The organism is Actinomadura madurae, from assembly GCF_900115095.1.
Taxonomy (GTDB): domain Bacteria; phylum Actinomycetota; class Actinomycetes; order Streptosporangiales; family Streptosporangiaceae; genus Spirillospora; species Spirillospora madurae.
In genome coordinates this window covers 182623-203265 of sequence record NZ_FOVH01000013.1, presented here as the reverse complement: position 1 = coordinate 203265, position 20643 = coordinate 182623, and the positions used below count along the sequence as shown (strand labels likewise).

The following is a 20643-nucleotide window of genomic DNA, read 5'->3' as shown; positions in this document are numbered from 1 at the left end:
GGCGACGGTCATTCGCTCCGCGACCAAGAGTGCGCCGCGCCGGCGAGGAGCGACAAGGGACCCGATCTCAGATGGCGATTAGTCGTCAACGTGGTCATGCTCCGCCTGGCCTGCACTGGTTACGGCGGTCACACCGCCTCCGGGCCCGACAGGCAGGTGAGGTCCTCGACGGTCTCCACCAGCGCCCTCTCAAGCCGCAGCCGGCGGCGCGGCGTCAGGCCGCTGTGGAAGCAGAGGGACAGCGCGGACGGCGATCGCAGACCGCGGAGCGGCACGGCGATGCATGAAATGCCGTAGAGGTACTGATCCCGGCTGTGGGCGATCGGCGAGCCGGCCAACTCCCGCATGAGCTGGAGCGGGTCCGCTATCGTCCGCGCGGTGTATCGGGCGAGCGGTTCGGCGGTGAGGAGTTCGTCGCGACGCGCCGGATCCAGTTGCCTCAGCACGGCCTTGCCGAGCGCCGTGGCGTGCATCGGCAGGCGCATGCCCACCCACAGGTCCGGAGCGGGCCCCTTCGGGCTCGGTGACAGGTGCGTCAGGAGGACGTCCCGGCCGTCCAGTTCGGCGACCGCGGCGGTGGCGTTGGTCAGGTCCCGCAGCTGCGAGGTCGTCTCCCGCAGCACACGCACGGTGCGGGCCTGCCGTTCGAGTTCCGCGGTGGAGTGGAACTGGGGGCCCAGCGCATAGAAGCCGCCGGCCCGTCGTTCCAGATAGCCCTCGTACACCAGTGTGCGCAGCAAGTGGTAGGTCGTGGGCATGCCGAGCCCGGTGGCCTTGCTCAAGGTCCGGGCCGTCATCGGCCCCTGCTCCACGACGGCCTCGACCAGGCGAAGCCCACGTTGGAGGCTCTGGATGAGGGTGAGGCCCCGCCCCGCGAGCCCGTCGGCATCGTCACCTGCCGTCGCGGGGGTCTCGGTCTCCAGGATCAGATCTCGCATCGTTTCGCATCCATGGCGGCGACCGCGTACCGGGTGCTGCCACCGTGGGCGGCGTGGAGCGCTGGGCCGAGCACGTACGAGCCGTCTCCGAGGCGCACGACGTATCGGTCGTGCAGCAGCGTGCGAAGCAGGTGATAGACGGTCGCCAGGGGCACGCCCGTGTGGCGCGCGAGTTGCTTGGCATGCACCGGACCCTGCTCCCCGACGGCGTTCATCAGCTGCAGCCCGCGCTGGAGAGAACGCACCATCGACTGCTTTTCACTCGCCATCGTCGCCTCCGACGCTCACCATGTTCGATGGTTCTCAGATTTGGTGTACATCGGAGTGTAAGAGTCATTTACATTACGTACAAGCTAAAGTTCCGGGTCCTCCGGCCCGGGTTTTCAGATGGATGAATCGAGCACGAGGGCGGCCACGGCGCGTCAGTAACATGGCCGGGTGGCCAAGTCAGGGAGAGCGCAACGCGCACCAGCCGGGTCCAAGCGCGGGGCCTATCACCATGGCAACCTGCGCGACGCCCTCATCGACGTCGCCGTCGAGATGATCGGGACATCCGGAGTATCCGGGTTCTCCATGGCGGAGGCGTGCCGGCGACTGAACGTGACGGTGGGCGCTCCCTACCGGCATTTCGCCGACCGCGGCGCGCTGCTCACCGCCGTCGCGGTGCGGGGTTGCGAAACCCTCGCCACGCTCCTGAGTCCGGCCGCCGTCGAGCAGGCGGATCCAGTCGAGCATCTCGCGCTGCTGGCCCGGGGATACGTGCGGTTCGCCGCCGAGTACCCGGCCCTGTTCGACACTCTGTACGCCAAGGAGGTCTTCTTCCCGGGCAACGTCGAACTCGCCGAGGCGATGCTCCCAGTGGTCGAGGCGTTCGTCGTTCCCGCGCGAACGCTCGAAGAGTCGTCCCCGGAACTGACTCTGCGACTGGTCGTCGGTGTCGCGGCGGTCACTCACGGATATGCCGCGTTCCTTCGGACGGGCTCCTTCACCGGCAGCGACGACCCGTTCCGCGCCGCCGCTGACAACGCGGCGTTCGCCACCCGGGCGCTGATCGCCGGACGGGAAGAACTGAAGGTCGAACAGAGGGCACCGGAAATGATGCTTGCCGGGTTGTCGGCGGATCTGTGGGTCAGGACCGCGGCACGTGTGCTCACCGGGGCCGCCCGGTGACCGCCGCCGCACACGACACCGTCGCCGACGAGAAGGTCCCGGGCCCGGCGGAGCTCTTCGATCTGACAGGCAGGACCGCTCTCGTCACCGGAGCGTCGAGCGGCCTCGGCGTGAACTTCGCGATCGCGCTGCGGAACGCCGGGGCATCGGTCTACGTCGCGGCACGCCGCGTGGACAGGCTGAACGACCTGTGCGCCCGGCATCCGGGCCTCACCGCGGTCGCGTGCGACGTCTCCGACGAGGACTCCGTCGCCGAAGCGGCGGCCCGGATCAACGGCGAGGCCGGCGCCTTGGACGTCCTGGTGAACAACGCGGGCACGAGCGTGCCGGGTCGCGCCGAGGACGAATCGATGTCCGACTTCGGATACGTCATGAACGTCAATGTGCACGGCACCTTCAGGCTCACCCAGCTGCTCGCCCGGCCGATGCTCGACGCAGGCCGGGGCAGCATCATCAACGTCGCGTCCATCCTGGGACTGGTGGCCGCGAGCCCCAACCGGCAGGCGAGCTACTGCGCGTCCAAAGGCGCCCTCATCAGCCTCACCCGCGAACTGGCCGTCCAGTGGGCGCGGCGCGGCGTCCGGGTCAACGCGATCGCGCCCGGGTTCTTCCCCAGCGAGCTGACCACCGAGCTCATGGACGGGCCGGGCAACGACTACGTCACGCGCAACACGCCGATGGCGCGCACCGGCGACCCGAACGAGCTGCTGGGAGCGCTGCTGCTGCTCGCCGGCGACGCCGGCACGTTCATCACCGGTCAGGTGATCGCCGTCGACGGCGGCTGGACCGCTCGCTGACCAGCCGCCGTTCTCACCGCCTGGCCCCTCCCGGGGTGTCCAGCGGCCGGACGCCCTTCTTGCGGACGACGACGTCGCCGAGCACCCGGGCCTGGCAGGCGAGCCGCAGCTCGCCCGCACACCACTGCGATGCCCCGCAGTTCCGCAGGGAATCGCTCTCGGCCGACGAGGGAGGCGCCAGCCCCGCCGCCTCGCCGATCACCTCGAAGTGGCAGATCGTGCAGCTTCCCTCGCCGTGGCACAGCGTCGGCCATCGGTAGCCCTGGCGCACGGCGGCGTGCATGACGGCCTCGCCGGGCTCCGCCTCGAAGACGATGCCGGAGGGCTCCACCCGAACGGTCGGCGAGGCCATCGGCGGCGCGTCAGCGCTCCTTCGCAAGGTACTCGCCCAAGACCCGGTGCATGTTCGCGACGTTGCCGTCGGGGCGCCCCCAGATCGGGCCGGAGAATCCTCGCGTCCGGACGCCCAGCTGCCAGATCGGGAGGTTGGTCAGGTCCTGCTCCAGGACGACGCCCCAGTGCCGGTAGTCGCGCCAGTCGTCGACCTGAACGAAATTGGGCTCGGGTGCCTCCTGGCCCTGACCGACGAACTTGAGCTCGTACTTGTCCCAGTAGCACGACTCCGGGTTCAGGCCGTCCGGGCGCCATCTGAAGACCAGGATGTTGCCCGCGTTGCAGGGGATCGTGATGTTCGGGAACAGGTTCCACAGCGGTCCCAGTGCGATGTCGCGGTCGCTGTACGCCGAGAGATCGACGCCGTTGGCCTTCGCCTCCTCGCGACGCAGGTTCGCGAAGAACTCGGTCATCGAGGCGTCCTCGGGCAGTGCGTTCACGACGGGGACCAGCGCCCGCATCGCCTCGACTTCCTCGTCACGGTAGAGGTTGGCGGAAGCGAGTTCCGCCACTGCCGCGAGGAGGATGTCCCCGCGGTCGAGGTCGTCGGCGTCGAGGCGCTTGCTGGGCGACCCCATCGCCTGCGGCCCGAAGCGGTGCATGCCGTGGATGCCGTGCTGCTCGTATTCGAGCGACGTGTCGTCCACGTAGCGAAGCGCCTGCGGGTGCGTGCCTATCGCGTGATAGGTCTCGACGAAGGCCTCGTGCGCCAGCTTCCAGTTGCAGGCGATCTTGGTCGTGACCTTCGAGAGCAGCCGCATGTCCCCCATCCGGAAATGCGCGACCCTGTCCGGTACGACGCCCAGGAAGTCCTGCAAGGGCGGTGCGGCCGCGTCCATGTTGACGAAGACGAGCCCGGACCAGGTGTCGATCTGGACCTCCGGCAGTCCGAGCCGGTCGGGGTCGATGGCGGCCGGGTCGAAGTCCTGCGGGTCGATGACCTCCTTCAGCGAGCCGTCGAGGTTCCAGCACCACGCGTGGGAGCGGCAGCGCAGTTCGGTCGCGTTGCCGCGGCCCGTCTTGAGCCGCATCCCGCGGTGCTGGCAGGCGTTGTGGAACGCCTTGAGCCGGCCGTCGGCGAGCCGGACGATCAGGATCGACTCGCGGCCGATCTCGTACTCGAGGTAGTCCCCGCCGTTCGGGATCTCGTCGACGTGGCAGGCGATCTGCCAGACGTACGGCCAGAGCCGCTCGTACTCCAGAGCCAGGTATTCCGGCGAGGTGTACCGCTCAGCGACCCCCACCTCCGGCGAGGGACTGCGGTAGTACCCGGTGGTGGACTTCGTGGGCTGAGTCATCTCGGTCGGTCCTCTCTGTCGAAATCACCCGCTGAGACCGAGAATCGCCTCCCAACTGCGAGGATGCGAGACTCAGGTCTTCAGATGAAGCAACGGCGGATGGTCGTTCAGGCAGCGGCGGGCGCGGACACCGCCGGTGTCCGCGCCCGCCGCCGGTTCAGTTGACCTTGCGGGTGTGCCCGGCCCAGTAGGGCTCGCGCAGCTTGAACTTCTGCAGCTTGCCGGTGGCGGTCCGCGCGAGGTGCTCGACGAAGTCGACCCGCTTCGGGCACTTGTAGCCGGCGAGCCGAGTACGGCAGTGCGCGATCAGATCGTCCGCCGTCGCCTCCGAGCCGTCGGTCACCACGAGTGCCGTGACCAGCTCGCCCCATGTGTCGTCCGGGATACCGATGACGGCGACCTCCCGTACGGCGGGGTGCGACATCAGCGCGTCCTCGACCTCGATCGAGCTGACGTTCTCGCCGCCGCTGATGATGACGTCCTTCTTCCGGTCGCTGATGACGACGTAGCCCTCGTCGTCGACGACTCCCCCGTCGCCGGTGTGGAACCAGCCGCCGGCCTGTGCCCGCGCGGTCTCCTCCGGCTGGTTCCAGTAGCCGTCCAGGTTGTGGTTCGTGGCGGCGAGCAGCTCCCCGGTCGAGTCGACCTTGATCTGCACGCCCAGCGCCGGAACGCCCGCGCGGGAGAGCCTCCTGGCCCGCTCGATCGACGGCAGCCCGTCCCACTCGGCCCGGCCGCGGTTGATCGTGAGCAGGGGCGACGTCTCGGTCAGGCCGTAGATCTGGATGAACTCCCAGCCGAGGTCATCGATGACCCGTTGGATGGTCCTGCTCGGCGGCGGCGCCCCGGCGCAGACGACCCTGACCCGGTCACGTCCTGGAACCTCGCCCTGCCAGGACGGAAGCGCGTCGAGTACCGCGTTCAGCACCGCGGGGGCGGCGCACATGAGGGTCACGCCGTGCTCGTCGACGCGGCGCAGGATCTCGCCGCCGTCGATTTGCCGCAGCACGATGTGCTGGGCTCCGACGCCCGTCATGGCGAACGGCATGCCCCATCCGTTGCAGTGGAACATCGGCAGCGTGTGCAGGTACACATCGCGATCGCTGATGGTCGTGTGCATGCCGAACACCACGGCGTTCAGCCACAGGTTCCGATGGGTCAGCTGGACGCCCTTGGGCCGGGCCGTGGTGCCCGACGTGTAGTTGATCGAGGCGGTGGCCGCTTCGTCGGGCCTGTCCCAGGGCCGTGGTTCGACGCCGTGCAGGAACATCGACTCGTCGTCGCCCAGCAGGAACCTGTGCTTGACGTCCAGCGTGGCGAGCGCGTCCTTCAGGGACGGGTCGGCGTAGACGACGTCCGCCCCGCTGTGACTCACGATGTACTCGATCTCCGGTCGCGCCAGGCGGAAGTTGATCGGCACGAGGATGCGCCCGTACGCCGGCACGCCGAAGAACGACGTGAACAGCCGCGATGAGTTCTGCGAGATGACGGCGACCCGTCCGCCGACCGGCACGTCCAGCGAGTCGAGGAACGCCGCCTGCGCGCGAGCGTGCTCGGCGATCTCCCGGTACGTGAGCGCGGGCAGCGGCGGCGCGGGCTGATCGGGTTCGTCCACGATCCCGGTCCGGTCCGGGTAGACGTGCTCGGCTCGGTCGAGGAAGTCCTGGACCGTCAGGGGGTAGTACACGCGCGTACCTCCGGTGGCGAGTCAGACGGGCGAGGCGGCGCCGGCGGCCGACGGCCGGGCGGGCGCGAGATGGGCCACCAGGAATTCCGCCGCGGCGGCGCGCTGTTCCACGCTGCGGGAAACGGCCAGGGATGTCCAGTAAACGCCGTGCGCGAGGCCGTCGAACCGCCGTACCGTCGCATCCACGCCCGCCTTGGTCAGCAGCTTGCCGAGCAGCTCGGCCTCGTCCCGCAGGGTGTCGAGCTCGTTGGTGATGACGAACGTCGGCGGCAGCCCGGCCAGATCGGCCGTGTCGAGCGCCAGCCGCGGGTCGGCGAGGTCGTCGGCGCCGCTCACATACTGCTCGCCGCACCAGGCCAGATCGTCGAGCTCGATCAGGTAACCGGTGGCGAACCGCTCGCGTGAGGGCGTCGCGATGGCGGCGTTCACCAGCGGGTAGATCAGCAGCAGCGCGCTCAGCGGCACGGCGTCCTGGACCGCGCGCAGCGCCGCTCCGGCCGCGAGATTGCCGCCGGCGGAGTCTCCCGCCAGCGCGATGCGCGCGGGATCGCCTCCGTGCTCGGCGATGGTGCCGGCCGTCCAGCGCAGTGCCGCGTAGACGTCGTCGTGCGCGGCGGGGAAGCGGTGTTCCGGCGCGCGCCGGTAGGTCGCCGACACGACGACGGCACCGGTGCGGACGGCGAGGTCGCGGGCCACCTCGTCCGCGACGTCGAGGCTGCCGCCGACGAAGCCGCCGCCGTGGACGTAGACGACCACGGGAAGGCCCGTCGCCCCGGGCTCCGGGCGGTAGATCCGCAGCCGGTGCGCGGGATCGGGACCATAGGCGTGGTCGGAGATCTCGGCGACCTCCTTCTTCGGCGCCTGTAGATCGGCGAAGGACTCCACCACCGCTCGCGTGCCGTCGACACCCGCGTCGCGGAATCCGGCGTAGCCCTGCTGTTTGAGGGCCTCCACGAGGAATGCCACCGACGGGTCGAGCGCGGGCGCGCTGCCGGCGGAGTCCAGGCCGCCGCTCGTGGCGGCGAACCGGAACCCGCGATAGCCGTTCTGCTCGATGTTGTCGCTGATCGCCCGGTAGCGGGGGGCACCGCCGCCGTACGGCAGGATCTTGCGGGGTTTGCCGGGGATGTTCGCACCCATGTAGTACGACGAAGGGGTCTCGGGCACGAGGGTCATGGCCCCGATCGCGTCGGTCTCGGTCACCCACTGCTCCTGTGCCTGCAGCGTCGGGTCGACGACCGTGTGGCCGTGTTCGCGCATGCGCCCGATGATCCGGCCGATGTAGTCGATGTGGTCCTCGATGCCGAGGGGTGCGTTGTACAGCACCGAAGGGCTCTGCGGGCCGGTGACCGTGAACAGGTTCGGGAAGTCGTGGACGGTCAGGCCGAGGTAGGTCCGGGGCCCCTCTGCCCAGGCGTCGGCCAGGCGCAGGCCCCGGCGACCGGTGATGTTCAGGGCCAGCAGCGGCCCGGTGAGGACGTCGAAGCCCGTGGCGAGGATGAGCACGTCGAGCGGGTGGACCGTGCCGTCGGCCAGCCGGACGCCTTCCGGGACGACCGAGTCGATCGGGTTCGCCTTGACGTCGACGATGTGCACGTCGTCCCGGTTGAAGGCCTCGTAGTAGTCGATCTCCAGCGGCGGTCGCTTGGTGCCGTACGGGTAGTCCGTGGGCGTCAGCACGGCGGCCTTCTCCGGGTCCGTGACCTTCTCCCGGATCTTGGCGCGGATGAACTCGGCGGCCAGTTCGTTGGACTCGGCGTCCACCAGCAGGTCGCCGAAGCTGTCGATGAAGAACCGCAGCCCGCCCCGGTCCCAGCGGTCGTTGAAGATCGCCTCCCGCTCCTCGGGGGTGGCCGCCTTCGCCGACGGCTGCACCTCGTCGTAGGGGACGCCGAGGAAGTGGTTGCGGGCCGCTTCCCGGATCTCGGCGTACCTCGCCTTCTCGTCCGCCTCCTCCGCCGGGTCGGTCGGGTAGTTCCCGACCGGCGTGATGTAGTTGGGAGTGCGCTGGAAGACGGTGAGGTCGCCGGCGTACTTGGCGACGTCCTGAATCACCTGGATACCGGTCGAGCCGGTACCGATGACACCGATGCGTTTGCCGGCGAGGTCGACGTCCTCGGTCCAGTTGCCCGTCAGCAGCGCCTGCCCGGCGAACGTCTCGATCCCGGGGAAGTCCGGCTTCTTGGGCACGGAGAGGGTGCCGGCGCCCGAGACGAAGTACCGCGCGGTGGCGGTCCGGCCGTCGTCGGTCACGACGCGCCAGAGGTCCGCCTGCTCATCCCACGTCACCGAGACGATCCGCGTGTTGAAGCTGATGTCCCTGCGTACGTCGAACCGATCCGCGACGTGCTGCAGGTAGCGCAGAATCTCGGCCTGAGCGGGGTATCGCTCGGTCCAGTGCCACTCCTGCTGCAATTCGTCCGAGAAGGAGTAGGAGTAGTGCACGCTCTCGATGTCGACCCTGGCTCCGGGGTACCGGTTCCAGTACCACGTTCCGCCGACGTCGGCCGCGACGTCATAGGCGTGGACCCGCAGGCCCAACTGGTCGCGGAACTTGTGGATCGCGTAGATACCAGCGAAGCCGGCGCCGACCACGATGACGTCGTAATCGGGCTGGTCCGTGTTGGGCATGTTCACTCCTCGGAGGTCCGTACCGCCGCCAGTCTGAGTGCCATGCCAGGGGTGAGAAACGGTCTGAATTTCGGATAGTGCAACTACACGCGGGCGCCCGTCCCCCGTTCACTCTTCTGAAATAGTTCGCCCGGTCTCAGAGCGGCGCGTCGGCGATGTCCTCGCCGACGATGCGTGCTCCGGTGAAGAACAGCAGCAGCTCGCGGTCGCCGTGTCCACCGACCCCGGAGCCGTACCAGAACGCCTGGGCGGAGCGGTCGCTCATGTCGAGCAGGCTCGTGCCGTTGAGCTTCACCTCGCCTACCGGCAGCTGCGCCCCGATGCGCTGCCCGGCTTCGGCGTCGGTCGTGAAGACATAGCCCGCCAGACCCGTGTCGAGGTGAAACGCGGCGTCGACGGCCTTCTCGCGGGTCTCGCAGGTCCGGATGACGAGGACCGGACCGAACACCTCCGCTCGGCCGAGGCCGGCCGGCGGGTCGACGACGAGTGTCGGGACGACCCACGTTCCGCCGGGCGGTGCGGTGCCGACCTCGATCACGCGGGCGCCGCTCGCGGAGAACTCGGCGACCCGGGCGCGCACCTCCTCGGCCTGCTCCGCGAATGCCTGCGGCCCGAAGGTCGTCGCCTCGTCGAACGGGTCGCCGAGGGTGAGCCGGCCGAGCTCGTCGACGAGCGCGTCGACGAGCGCGTCGCGCAGCTCTTCGGGCACGAACACGGTGCCGGGGCTCTCGCACCACGCGCCGTTGAGCTTGGTCATCCCGGCGGCGAGCGCCTCCGCGGTGCGCGCGACGTCGGCGTCGTCCAGCACGATGGCGGGATTGTTGCTGCCGAGTTCGAGCTGCGCCGCGGCCACCTCCCCGGCGGCCGCCGCGGCGACGGCCCGCCCGCCCGACCGGCTGCCGGTGAAGCTGATCGCCCGGGCCAGCGGGGACCGGACGAGGCGCTGCCCGGCTCCCGGGCCGCCGAACACGAGCTGGATCGACGCCGTCGGCAGGCCGGCGGCCTCCGCGGCCTCGTGCAGCGCCGCGACGAGCAGCGTCGTGCCGTGCGGCGACCATGGTGACGGCTTGACGATGACCGGGCAGCCGGCCGCCCAGGCGAACGCCGCCTTCTTCGCCGCCACCGCCGTCGGCGCGTTCCAGGGCGCGAGCACGACCGCCGGCCCCAGGGGCAGGCGGTGCAGCCGCACCGTCCGCCCGTCGGTGCCGAGGTCCTCCGGGATCAGCGCGCCGATGCGGTCGGCCGCGCCGCGGAGCGTGTCCCCCAGCGAGCCGGCGAACAGCCGGGTGATCGAGATCGGCACGCCCGAGTCGCCGGTGTCCTGCCCGGCGATCTCGGGGGCCAGCTCGTCCAGCCGGTCGGCCGCCGCCCGCAGCGCGGAGGCCCGCTGTTCCGGAGAGCCGAGACCGCCGGTCGCCGCGCGGTGGTCGCGCCAGGCCGCGGCGAGCGCCCGGTCGACCAGGTCGTTCGGGGTCTCGGTGCCGTCGGGTTCGGCCCATACGCCGTCGATCAGCTGTGCGGGACGGACGGGCCGCGGGCGGGCGGTCATGCGCGCGCTCCAGGATCATCGGCCTCGGCCGTATCGTCGCTGAACATCAGCTGTGCCGCCTGGTCGAGCGCGTCGCGCCTGGTCTTGCCGAGGGCGAAGGCGAGCAGGACGCCGAGGCAGAGCCAGCAGGCGACGATGATCACCGCGAGGTTGAGCGGCCAGTCCGGCCACGGCACGAGGGAGTAGTAGAGCCCGACCACCAGCACCGCCGAGGCGAGCAGCGGGACGAGCACGTGCTTGAGCGGATTGAACTCCGCCCGGAAGCGGGTCCAGAAGAGCCGGACCACGGCGATGTTGCCCATCACGTAGAGGACGATCACGCCGAGGGTCACGAAGAGACCGATGAACGAGAACGCGGCCACCGGTCCGAGCCACCCGCCCAGCGCGAACGACAGGGCGAGGTTGAGGACGTAGATCAGGGTGAGGGCCAGGGCGGGCGTGCGGTAGGTGCGGTGCACCCGGCCGAGCGCGGCCGGAAAAACGTTCGCGCGTCCGAGCGCGTACAGCACGCGCGCGCCGGCGTTCTGCCCGGCGAGGGCGCCCGCGATCGCCGAGTTCAGCAGTGCCAGGGCCAGCACGATCCACGCCCATCCGGCGAGGTCGTCGGCGATGACGAAGAACGGGTTGTCCCCGGTGCCCATGGCCGCGATGTCGCCCTCCCAGCCGACGACGGCTGAGTAGCCGCTGAACGCCCACACCAGCCCGACGACGACGATCGAGACCAGCACGGTGCGCGGGATCGCGCGCCGCGGGTCGCGGGTCTCCTCGGCCAGCGGCGCCGCGGATTCGAAACCGGTGAACAGCAGGACCCCGAAGGCGAAGGCCAGGAAGACCGGATGCAGGTCACCGCCGGTGTCCGGCCATTCGAAGGGCCCGGCGGCGAACGCGGCGCCACCGGTGTGGATCATCGTCCAGATCCCGAACACGACCATGATCACGCACTCGGCGGCGCCGAGCGCCATCGTGACGTTCGCCGAGAGCTTCACCCCGCGCAGGGTCATCACGTAGACCAGCGTCATGAGCACGGTCATGATCAGCCACCAGGGGATGTCGATGCCCCACCCGGACTTGATGGCCGGCTGCAGGATCCCCGATGTGATCAGGATGAGCAGGGTGGGGATGAGCGGGTCGTACAGGAAGTACGCCCACGAGGTGACGAACCCGCTGCGCTTGCCCAGCCCGTGCGAGACGTAGGAGTAGTAGCCGCCCGCCGAGGGCAGCTTCGCCGCGAGCATCGCCACGCCCGCGCCGGTGAGCAGGACGGCGGCCATCGCGAGGAGCATGAGCAGCGGCATGCTCGCGCCGACCAGCCCGGCGATGACCGGCGCGACGATGATCACGCCGATCGCGGGGCCGAGATGGCTGATCGCTTGGAATACGACTTCGGGCGTCCCGAGCGCGGCCTGGTTCAGGCCGACCGCGGGCCGGCTCTCTTGGGCGGTGGCGCGTGTGTTCGGCGTGTGCTGGGTCATGGGGGCCTCGCAAGGCAAGGAGCCGCCGCGGCGGCGTGGGGGTCAGATGCTGTCGAGGTACCGGTCGCGATCCCAGTCCGAGACCGCGTCGAGGAAGGTGGTCCATTCGTGCTCGCCGACGGCGGCGTAGTGCTCGACCACGTCGTCGCCGAGGACCTCGCGGGCGGTGCGGCTGGCGCGGAAGGCGGCCGCCGCGTCGCCGAGGGTGAGCGGCAGCCCGGCCGGCGACGATCCGGCGTAGCCGTTGCCGACCAGGGGCGGGCCGGGGTCGAGCTCGCGGTCGATACCGAGGCCCACCGAGGCGAGCACGCCGGCGATCGCCAGGTAGGGGTTGGTGTCCGCCCCCGGCAGGCGCATCTCGATGCGGTTGGCCGCCGGCGCCCCGGTGATCAGGCGGCAGGTGGTCGTGCGGTTGTCGTAGCCCCACGTGATGCCGTTCCCGGCGAAGTCCTGCGTGCGCAGCCGCCGCATCGCGTTGACCGTCGGCGCGTACAGGAGCATCAGATCGCCGGCCAGGTGCAGGACGCCGCCGACCGCCTGCCGCATCGTCGCCGAGACCGTGCGGTCGGCGCCGGGGTCGTGGAAGAGGGGCCGCCCGGCCAGGTCCTGCAACGAGACGTGGACGTGGCACGAGCTGCCCATGCCGCCGGTCAGGGGCCGCGGCATGAAGGTCGCGGTCATCCCGTCGCGCGCGGCGACCGCGCGGACGACGTGCTTGAACAGCGCGTGCCGGTCGGCCATCTCCAGCGGGTCGGCGTACTCGAGGTTGATCTCCCACTGGCCGTGGCCGTACTCGACCTGCGCCACCTCGACCGGCACCCCCGACGCCTCGAGCACGGCGCGCAGCCGCCCGAAGAACGGCTCGTACAGGTCGCCCTCGATGATGTTGTAGTCGGAGTGCACGTCGGTGGTCGGGACGAGGTCGCGGTGCCCCCGGGCACGCAGCTCGGACGGCGTGCCCTTGTAGAGGTGGAATTCCAGTTCGGTGGCGACGAACGCCCGCCGTCCGGCCGCGGTGGTGCGGTCGAGCGCCGCACGCAGGATCGACCGGGGGGCGACCGGCACCAGGGCGTCGCCGTGCTCCTCGACGGAGTCGGCCAGCACGATGGCGGTCCGGTCCAGCCAGGCGGCGCGTCTCAGCGTGGTGACGTCCGGGACGAGCCGGAAGTCGTGCCAGCCGGTATGGTCGCCGGCGTAGTCGACCCGCAGGGCGCCCAGGTCCTGGGCGAAGTCCCACGCGTACACGCAGGTGCAGATGTGCAGCCCCTCGGCCGCCGTCTCCTTCCATCTCCGCACCGGGATCCGCTTGCCGGTGAGCCGCCCGTACATGTCGATGCCGGCGATGACCACCGTGTCGAACTCGCCGCCGGACAGGTCCGCGACGTCGAGCCGCTCCTCCCCCGTCATCGCACGAGCCAGCCGCCGTCGACGGGCAGCTGCACGCCGGTGATGAACGACGCGTCGGCCGACAGCAGGAAGCTCACCGCTCCCGCGATGTCGGCCGGTGTGGCCGAGCGCTTGATCAGCAGGCGTTCGTCCATGAACGCGCGGGCGTCCGGGTCGTCGTGGCTCATGCCGGGGACGAACCCGGTCGCGACCGGTCCCGGAGCGACCGCGTTGACCCGGATGCCGTAGCGGGACAGCTCGGCCGCCAGAGCCTTGGTGAGCATCTTCACGCCGCCCTTGGACGCGTTGTAGTGCACCTGGCAGCTCCCGCCGGAGGACACGACGACCTCGGCCTCGACGGTCGACAGGTTCACCACCGCGGCGGCATCTCCGGCCTCGCGCAGGTGAGGAAGGGCCTCCTGGGTGACGACGAACATGCCCTTGCAGTTGACGTCCATGACAAGGTCCCACTCGTCGTCGGTCGTCTCCTCGAACGGGCTCATCGTGACGAGCCCGGCGTTGTTGACCAGCAGGTCGAGCCCGCCGAGGGCCTGGGCGGCGGCGGAGACCGCGGCCCGGACCGCGGCGCGGTCGCGGACGTCGGCGGTGATCGCGACCGCCTTGCCGTCCGCCGACTCGATCTCGTCCACGACCGCGGCGGCGGCCTCGGCGTTGACGTCGACGACGGCGACGGCCGCGCCCTCGGCGGCGAGGCGGTGCGCGATGCCGCGGCCGATGCCCGAACCGGCGCCGGTGACGAGGGCGCGGTGATTGTCATGCGATGGCACGGTGGATCTCCGATCCGTCGTAGGTCTGGTCGCCGGTCGAGCAGCGTCCGACGAGCCAGTCGAAGACCGGGTCCGGTCCGTCGAGCATCTCGGGATGCCACTGCACGCCGAGCAGGTCGGTGCCCGGCCGCTCGACGCCCTCGATCACTCCGTCGGGTGCGTGGGCGGTGGCGACGAGGCCCGCGCCCAGCTTGTCGACGCTCTGGTGGTGGTAGCTGTTCACCGCGGCGGCCGGGCCGAGCAACCGGGCGAGCAGGCTGCCCTCGGCCAGCGTGACCGCATGGCTGCGGTGGGCCGCAGGGTAGCCGAGGAAGCCGTGGGATTCTCCGACACCCAGTGCGAGGTCACCTCGCAGGGTGCCTCCGAAGGCCACGTTGATCACCTCGTTGCCGCGGCAGATGCCGAGCACCGGACGGCCCGCGTGCACGGCGGCCCGGACCAGCTCGCACTCGAACTCGTCGCGCGCGGGGTCGAGGACCGTCGAGTGCCGGTCCGGTACCGACCCGTAGAGGCGGGGGTCCACGTCCTGCCCACCCCCGATCACGAACCCGTCCAGCGCGGCGGCCAGGGCCGCCGGGTCGGCCGTGCGGCTCAGCCACAGGGGGATGCCGCCGGCGACGGTGACGCAGTCCGCGTACGCGGTGATGAACACATCACTGCGCAGGTGGCCGAGCGTCTCGGGGAACTCGTCCCGCACGTTGGTCTGTCGGCCGGTGATGCCGATCACAGGGGTTCTCATAGGTCTGGTATTAGAACCATTGGTGTTTCACCATGTCAAGGGCCACGCCGCGCCGCGTGCCATAATGAGGGCGTGTCCGCCCGACCCGCGCCCACCTCCGGGCCGGAGATCCCCCGTGGCCTGGGACGCTCGATGCCCGAGGATCTCGCGGGCAAGCTGCGGTCACAGATCCACGGCGGACAGCTCGGTCCGGGAGACCGCCTGCCCAACGAACGCGAACTCGCGGCATCGCTCGGCGTCGGGCGCATCACGGTCCGCGAGGCGATCCGGCAACTCGTCGCGGAGGGCTATCTCGTCTCGAAGCGCGGCAATGCCGGCGGCACGTACGTCACCGATCTCACCCAGCCGCACCGAGCGTGGATCGAGCGGGCGCGGCGCGAACCGGGGTGGGTGGTCGACCTCATCGAGTACCGCACCGCGGTCGAGACACGGGCGGCGGAACTGGCCGCCGGGCGCCGGACCGGCGACCACCTGGCCGAGATGAAGGCGGCGATCGACGAGGGCACGTCGCCCGCCTCACGACCGGCGTTCCGCCAGGCCGACCACCGCTTCCATGTGGCGATCGCCGAGGCGTCGGGCAGCCCACGGCTGCGCGACGCCATCGTCTCGGCCCGCGGCGAGATGTTCCTTCCCGTCGACCAGCTCGTGTTCGAGGATCACTTCCTCCAGAACCGCGAGGAGCACACCGCGATCATGGAGGCGATCCGAGCCCGCGACGCCGATGCCGCACGGACAGCCGCCGAACAGCACCTCAAGGCATCGCTACACGACTTCCTCCACGTCATCGGCCTCACAGAATATGCGCCGAGGCCATAATCGGGTGTTGTTGACATAGCCTGGTCGCTTCCGGGGTCGGCTATTGATGCTGTCACAGCACAAAGTCGCGAGCGTTATCGGGGCCGAGGTCGGTGGACGGCAGCGCGGGAGCCGCGAACCCAGGATCAAAATACCGACGCCTCGCGTGTAGGCGATCGCTTGCCCCCGTGGTATCCGTCCATTCTCTCGGGCGGCGCTCAGGAGCTCGACGGGTCCAGCGGTCATCAAGTCTGGGCGGACGTAGAGCGGCGGAGGCCGGACGCTGATGTGACCGGCTGAGGCGATGATCCCCCTTCGGATCCGGTGCCGGAAGGCGGACGGCGGGGATGCCCCGCGGATCCCGGCCGATCAGAGGTCCGAAAACCGAAGGTGAAACGGATTTTCGGAGAAAAGAACCCTGACGACCGAGCGCGACTGTTTGTGCGTTATGGGGTAAGGGGTGGGACGATGGCGACTGTGCAGGGGGCGTGTTTGAGTACCGCGTCGCTGGTTGCGCCGAGGGTCAGTGCCTCGACGACGCCCGTGCCGCGAGTGCCTGTCACGAGCAGCGTGGCGTCCTGTGCCGCCTCAAGCAGTGCCTCTCGCGGGGACTTCAGCACCAAGGACGTCGTGGCCGAAACCGCCGGGTACTTCACCAGCCATGGCGCGACCGTCCGTTCCAGCACCGACCCGCAGACGCGGCGGAGTGCGTCCTCGTCGGCGAACAGCGACAGGTCACCGTCGGGCGCCGCGCCGGGCTCCCAGCATCCGTACACCGCTCGCAGCCGCCAGCCGCGCAGCGCCGCCTCCTCGAACCCGAACGCCAGCGCGGCGTCCGCGCCCGCCGAGCCGTCCACGCCCACGACCAGCAGCCCGTCGCGCGTGGCGGCCGACCGCACGACCACGACCGGACGATCCGCCTGGGCGGGCAGCCGCAGGGCCGTTGATCCCACCGGCATCTCCTCGGGCGCATGGGAGCCGACCACGATGAGGTCGGACTCCCGCCCCTCGCTGATCAGCGCGGCGTAGGCGCTCCCGGTCTCCAGCCGCTTGCGCACCTTCAGGCCGGGGGCCCACTCCTGCGCCAGTGCCACACCTTGATCGAGAAGGTGCTCACCCATCCTGCGGACGATCGCCACGCCCTCGTTGTCGATATAGGTGATGGGAAACGGCCAGCGCCAGACATGGCAGACCGTCAGCGGCAGCCGTCGCAGCCGGGCCTCCTGCACCGCCCACCGCAGCGCCCGCTCGCTCTCGCTCGTCCCGTCGTAACCGACGACCACATGGCTCATGGCGTCCTCCTCGATCCGTCTCCATCCCACCGTCCGGCAGGTCCGGCCTCCGCGGGTAGAGCCGAAGGTCCTGGCGGGAGGGCGAGATGTCCCACGTCCTCCGGCGTGTCGAAGGGACGCCCGGCATGGGCGTCCCTTCGGGGTCGCGGTCGGCTACTTGAGGATGGGGAGGCGCTTGGCCAGGCGGGTGTTGCCCCACCAGCGGCCCAGCCCCAGGGTGTCGCCCGCGCTGACCAGCGCCAACCCGACGATCAGGATCGCGTAGATCAGGTGGTCGTCCATGAACACGTTGTTCTCCGGAGGCAGCACCGCCGTCCACATCATCACCAGCAGCACCGCGCCCGCGGCCGCCGCGATCCGAATCCCGACGCCCAGGACCAGCGCGGCGCCGATCCCGCCCAGCCCGATCATGAACAACCAGTCCGCCCACGCCGCACCCGCGAGGTCGTGGTAGAAACCGGCGAACGGACCCGTCGGGGAGTTCTTCAGGAACCCCCCGGTCGGGCTGCCGCCCTCGATCCACGCCTTGGCGGCCGGAGTCGCATGTCCCAGCCCGAACAGCTTGTCCAGGAACGCCCACACGAACACCCAGCCCAGCGACAGCCGGGCCAGCGCCCAGACATAGCGGGCCGCGGGCGACTCGGTCAGTGGCTTGGGGGTCACCACCCGCACCAAGGTGTCCCTCCGGACGTGCGTCTTGTGCTCGGAGAGTGCCATCGCCACTCACCTTCCATCCCATCGCTGATCTCTTCACCCCTCACTCAACGCCACCCCGACGCCGGGCCCCAGATCCGTTCGGCCCACGATCATCGGGACGGAGGTCCCCCGTTCCCCCCGCGTCGGCGCGCGGGACGGCTCAGCCGGGCGGTGGGACGATCGCGACCGTGCATGGCGCGTGGTGCAGCATCGCCGAACTGGTCGCGCCGAGCAGCAGCGGGTCCAGACCGCCGGTACCGCGATCTCCGACCACGAGCATGTCGGCGTCGGCGGCAGCGTCGAGCAGTGCCTCCCGAGGCCGCTGCAACGACACGGACATCTGCACGGGGACCTTCGGGTAGCGCCGGCGCCAGGGATGAACGGCCTTCTCCAACGTGGCGGTTCTGGCCTCGTAGAGCCGGTGCTTGTCGGCGAATAGAGGCAGTTCCCAGTCCGGTACCGAGCCGGGTTCCCAGGTCCCGTAGACCACCCGCAGGCCGGCTTCGCGCAGTGCGGCCTCCTCGATGGCGAAGCCGAGGGCGGCGTCCGCGGCGCCGGATCCGTCCACCCCGGCCACGACGAGCCCCCGCGTCCCGCCCGTGTGCCGGACGGCGATCACCGGACGGTGCGTGCGCGCCGGGAGCTCGACCGCCGTCGACCCGGCCGGCAGCCGGTGCCGCTCGTGCGAGCCGATCACGATCAGCTCCGCGTCGTCGGACTCGCGGACCAGCGTCTCGCTGACGGGCTCCCGCCTCAGCAGCGTGCGCACCTCCCCCGGCATCCCCAGGGACCGCGCCCGGCGGGCGCCCTCCTGCAGGAGGTTCTCCCCCGCGCGCTTGAGGATCACCTGGACGCTCTCGTCCACGTGGCCCTCCGGGTAGGGCCAATGCCAGCAGTAGCACATCGTCAGATCGAGCCCCCGTAGCCGGGCTTCCTCCACCGCCCAGCACAGTGCGGGCTCGTTCTCCTCGGTCCCGTCGTAGCCGAGGAGGATGTTCGGCCGCTGGGGCCTGAGCAGTTCGGCCATGGACCAACCCCCCTTTCCCCGGTGATGCCCCGCTTCCAGTCTCGGATGCGCGGGACCCCTGCTCGATGGGTCGAAGGCCCCGGACGTGTCAGGCCGTCCGGCACTCCCCGGCGCGATCAACCGGTGAGAACGTGGCGACGCCGGGAACCCCAGACGACAGGACGAGACCGCAGGGAGACCCGATGACCCCGTGGATCCTGGCCTATGACGGCTATGACCCCGCAGCGGAGGGGCTGCGGGAAGCTCTCTGCACCCTTGGGAACGGCTACTTCGCCACCCGAGGAGCCGCCCCCGAATCGTCCGCGGACGACGTCCACTATCCGGGGACCTACATCGCGGGCTGCTACGACCGCCTGACGGCCGAGATCGGCGGGCGGCGCTTCGGCAACGCCGACCTGGTGAACATGCCGAACTGGCTTCCCCTGACGTTCCGGGCCGCCGACGGCGAGTGGTTCGACCCCGACCGCGCCCTCCAGGAGGACCGGCTGCTCTCCTACCACCAAGAACTCGATCTCCGGCGCGGCGTCCTGACCCGCCTCGTGCGTTCGCGTGATCGGGCGGGACGGACGTTCCGCGTGGCCCAGCGCCGCATGATGTCCATGGACGATCCGCACCTGGCCGCGCTGGAGACCACGATCGTCGCCGAGAACTGGTCCGGTGCGCTCCAGATCCGGTCCGCACTGGACGGACGGGTCGTCAACGCGGGTGTGGAGCGGTACCGGAACCTGCCGGGAGTACATCTGAGCCGCGAGAAGCCTCCGCCCACGGCCGACCCGGAAACGCTGCTCCTGCGCGCCACGACGGTCTCGTCGAAAATCGGGGTCGCGGTGGCGGCCCGCACTCGGATGTCGGTCCCGGCCGAACACGCTCCTCTGACCGAGCCGGGCTGGGCCGGACAGGACCTCACCGTCGACGCTCAGGAGAACGTCCCGGTCACCGTCGAGAAAATCGCCGCCGTCTTCACCTCCCGCGACCGCGCCGTCGAGGAATGGGGGGAGGCCGCGCTGGCGGCCGTCACCCAGGCCGGGGGCTTCGACGCCCTGCTGGAGCGGCACACGCTGGCGTGGACCCGGCTGTGGCGGCGCTGCCAGCTCAGCGTCGACCACTCCGAGGTACAGCGCATCCTCAACCTGCACGTCTTCCACCTGCTGCAGACGGTGTCAGAGCACAGCGTGGAACTGGACGTGGGCGTCCCCGCCCGCGGCCTGCACGGCGAGGCGTACCGCGGTCACGTCTTCTGGGACGAGCTGTTCATCCTGCCGTTCCTGACCATGCGGTTCCCCGAGATCGCGCGGGCCTTGCTGATGTACCGGTGGCGGCGGCTGCCGGCGGCCCGGCGCGCGGCGGACGACGCCGGGCACCGCGGCGCGATGTACCCCTGGCAGAGCGCCGCGGACGGGCGCGAGGAGACCCAGCGCGTCCATCTGAACCCGCGATGGCGGCCTTCGCCTCGAACCCCGCCTTCCCGCCGCGGTCGACCGGCTCCGGCTCGGCCTCCGCTTCCGGGGCCACTGGGGCATCGACCTGACCTGCCGCCGGGACCTCGTCCGGGTCGCGCTCCGTCCCGGCGCCGCCTCCCCCATCCGCATCTCCTACGCCGCCGAGGACATCGAGATCGCCCCCGGCGGGGCGTGGGAAGCCCCCCTCCACGACGGCAGGCCCGCCCCGTCGACGGGCTGACCGGACGACGGCGACCACGTGATCCGCGCCGAGCTGCCCGGCATCGACCCCGACAGGGACGTCGAGATCACCGTCGCCGGCGGCGTCCTGCGCATCCACGCCGTGCGCCACGAGGAGAAGAAGGACGTGCACCGGTCGGAGTTCCACCACGGCTCCTTCACCCTCCCCGCGGACACCAAGGTCGACGACATCAAGGCGTCCTACGACAAGGGCATCCTCACCGTCCGCGTGCCGATGCCCAAGGCCGCCAGGGCCGAGGCCAAGCGGATCGCCATCGAGAAGTAGACCGGGACGTCCCGGCGAGG

At 70.4% G+C, this 20643-nt stretch carries 18 protein-coding genes and 2 pseudogenes; 6 read left to right on the top strand and 14 right to left on the bottom strand.

What is annotated here, in order from left to right; genetic code table 11:
• Positions 1 to 128: 128 nt before the first annotated feature.
• Together BM339_RS50210 and BM339_RS31735 are read right to left on the bottom strand one after the other, a co-directional pair.
• Positions 129 to 938, bottom strand: a complete 810-nt coding sequence (locus tag BM339_RS50210; protein WP_075023254.1) for an IclR family transcriptional regulator — start codon at positions 936 to 938, stop codon at positions 129 to 131.
• On the bottom strand, positions 926 to 1207 hold the full coding sequence (locus BM339_RS31735; RefSeq protein ID WP_235206245.1) for a helix-turn-helix domain-containing protein: 282 nt from the start codon (positions 1205 to 1207) through the stop codon (positions 926 to 928). Before BM339_RS31735 ends, BM339_RS50210 begins: the two co-directional genes overlap by 13 nt.
• Before the next feature lie 169 nt (positions 1208 to 1376).
• Between BM339_RS31735 and BM339_RS31730 the strand changes: the two genes are divergently transcribed.
• Positions 1377 to 2108, top strand: a complete 732-nt coding sequence (locus tag BM339_RS31730; protein WP_024933978.1) for a TetR/AcrR family transcriptional regulator — start codon at positions 1377 to 1379, stop codon at positions 2106 to 2108.
• A complete protein-coding gene (locus BM339_RS31725) occupies positions 2105 to 2905 on the top strand; it encodes an SDR family NAD(P)-dependent oxidoreductase (RefSeq protein WP_021592347.1) in 801 nt (266 codons plus the stop codon). Before BM339_RS31730 ends, BM339_RS31725 begins: the two co-directional genes overlap by 4 nt.
• 13 nt (positions 2906 to 2918) lie before the next feature.
• Here BM339_RS31725 and BM339_RS31720 read toward each other — a convergent pair whose 3' ends face one another.
• From BM339_RS31720 to BM339_RS31680, 9 genes are all read right to left on the bottom strand, one after another.
• Complete coding sequence (locus BM339_RS31720; protein ID WP_075023253.1) at positions 2919 to 3257, bottom strand: 2Fe-2S iron-sulfur cluster-binding protein; 339 nt, start codon at positions 3255 to 3257, stop codon at positions 2919 to 2921.
• 10 nt (positions 3258 to 3267) lie between these two features.
• Positions 3268 to 4596, bottom strand: a complete 1329-nt coding sequence (locus BM339_RS31715; RefSeq protein WP_075023252.1) for an aromatic ring-hydroxylating oxygenase subunit alpha — start codon at positions 4594 to 4596, stop codon at positions 3268 to 3270.
• A gap of 157 nt (positions 4597 to 4753) precedes the next feature.
• The gene (locus tag BM339_RS31710) at positions 4754 to 6283 is read right to left on the bottom strand and encodes an AMP-binding protein (RefSeq protein WP_021592350.1); all 1530 of its coding nucleotides are present in this window, start codon (positions 6281 to 6283) and stop codon (positions 4754 to 4756) included.
• A 21-nt stretch (positions 6284 to 6304) separates the two neighbouring features.
• Positions 6305 to 8914: a flavin-containing monooxygenase gene (locus BM339_RS50205; protein WP_075023251.1), complete on the bottom strand. Its 2610-nt coding sequence runs from the start codon at positions 8912 to 8914 to the stop codon at positions 6305 to 6307.
• Positions 8915 to 9050: 136 nt separating this feature from the next.
• Complete coding sequence (locus BM339_RS31700) at positions 9051 to 10463, bottom strand: aldehyde dehydrogenase family protein (RefSeq protein ID WP_075023250.1); 1413 nt, start codon at positions 10461 to 10463, stop codon at positions 9051 to 9053.
• On the bottom strand, positions 10460 to 11935 hold the full coding sequence (locus BM339_RS31695) for an APC family permease (RefSeq protein WP_075023249.1): 1476 nt from the start codon (positions 11933 to 11935) through the stop codon (positions 10460 to 10462). Before BM339_RS31695 ends, BM339_RS31700 begins: the two co-directional genes overlap by 4 nt.
• 42 nt (positions 11936 to 11977) lie before the next feature.
• Positions 11978 to 13342 carry a glutamine synthetase family protein gene (locus BM339_RS31690; RefSeq protein WP_075023248.1) on the bottom strand — a complete coding sequence of 455 codons (1365 nt, stop codon included), beginning with the start codon at positions 13340 to 13342 and terminating at the stop codon, positions 11978 to 11980.
• Positions 13339 to 14109 (bottom strand): SDR family NAD(P)-dependent oxidoreductase, encoded by a 771-nt coding sequence (locus BM339_RS31685; RefSeq protein ID WP_021592355.1) that lies wholly within the window; start codon positions 14107 to 14109, stop codon positions 13339 to 13341. Before BM339_RS31685 ends, BM339_RS31690 begins: the two co-directional genes overlap by 4 nt.
• A complete protein-coding gene (locus tag BM339_RS31680) occupies positions 14096 to 14848 on the bottom strand; it encodes a gamma-glutamyl-gamma-aminobutyrate hydrolase family protein (protein ID WP_075023247.1) in 753 nt (250 codons plus the stop codon). Before BM339_RS31680 ends, BM339_RS31685 begins: the two co-directional genes overlap by 14 nt.
• 132 nt (positions 14849 to 14980) lie before the next feature.
• Here BM339_RS31680 and BM339_RS31675 point away from each other — a divergent pair, with 132 nt between their 5' ends.
• On the top strand, positions 14981 to 15664 hold the full coding sequence (locus BM339_RS31675; protein WP_075023246.1) for a FadR/GntR family transcriptional regulator: 684 nt from the start codon (positions 14981 to 14983) through the stop codon (positions 15662 to 15664).
• A 425-nt stretch (positions 15665 to 16089) separates the two neighbouring features.
• On the opposite strand, the gene BM339_RS31670 is transcribed toward BM339_RS31675, so the two are convergent.
• From BM339_RS31670 to BM339_RS31660, 3 genes are all read right to left on the bottom strand, one after another.
• Positions 16090 to 16935, bottom strand: a complete 846-nt coding sequence (locus BM339_RS31670) for a universal stress protein (protein ID WP_021592358.1) — start codon at positions 16933 to 16935, stop codon at positions 16090 to 16092.
• Positions 16936 to 17088: 153 nt separating this feature from the next.
• On the bottom strand, positions 17089 to 17652 hold the full coding sequence (locus BM339_RS31665) for a DoxX family membrane protein (RefSeq protein WP_075023245.1): 564 nt from the start codon (positions 17650 to 17652) through the stop codon (positions 17089 to 17091).
• A 139-nt stretch (positions 17653 to 17791) separates the two neighbouring features.
• Entirely contained in the window at positions 17792 to 18658 is an 867-nt protein-coding gene (locus BM339_RS31660) for a universal stress protein (RefSeq protein ID WP_021592360.1), read from the bottom strand.
• Positions 18659 to 18723: 65 nt separating this feature from the next.
• Here BM339_RS31660 and BM339_RS48030 point away from each other — a divergent pair.
• The 3 genes and pseudogenes from BM339_RS48030 to BM339_RS31635 form a co-directional block, all read left to right on the top strand.
• A pseudogene (locus tag BM339_RS48030) lies at positions 18724 to 20034 on the top strand (glycoside hydrolase family 65 protein); the annotation flags it as partial.
• 112 nt (positions 20035 to 20146) lie between these two features.
• Positions 20147 to 20338: pseudogene (locus BM339_RS52715) on the top strand (hypothetical protein); the annotation flags it as partial.
• A gap of 18 nt (positions 20339 to 20356) precedes the next feature.
• Positions 20357 to 20623, top strand: a complete 267-nt coding sequence (locus BM339_RS31635) for an Hsp20/alpha crystallin family protein (protein ID WP_021592362.1) — start codon at positions 20357 to 20359, stop codon at positions 20621 to 20623.
• Positions 20624 to 20643 lie beyond the last annotated feature (20 nt).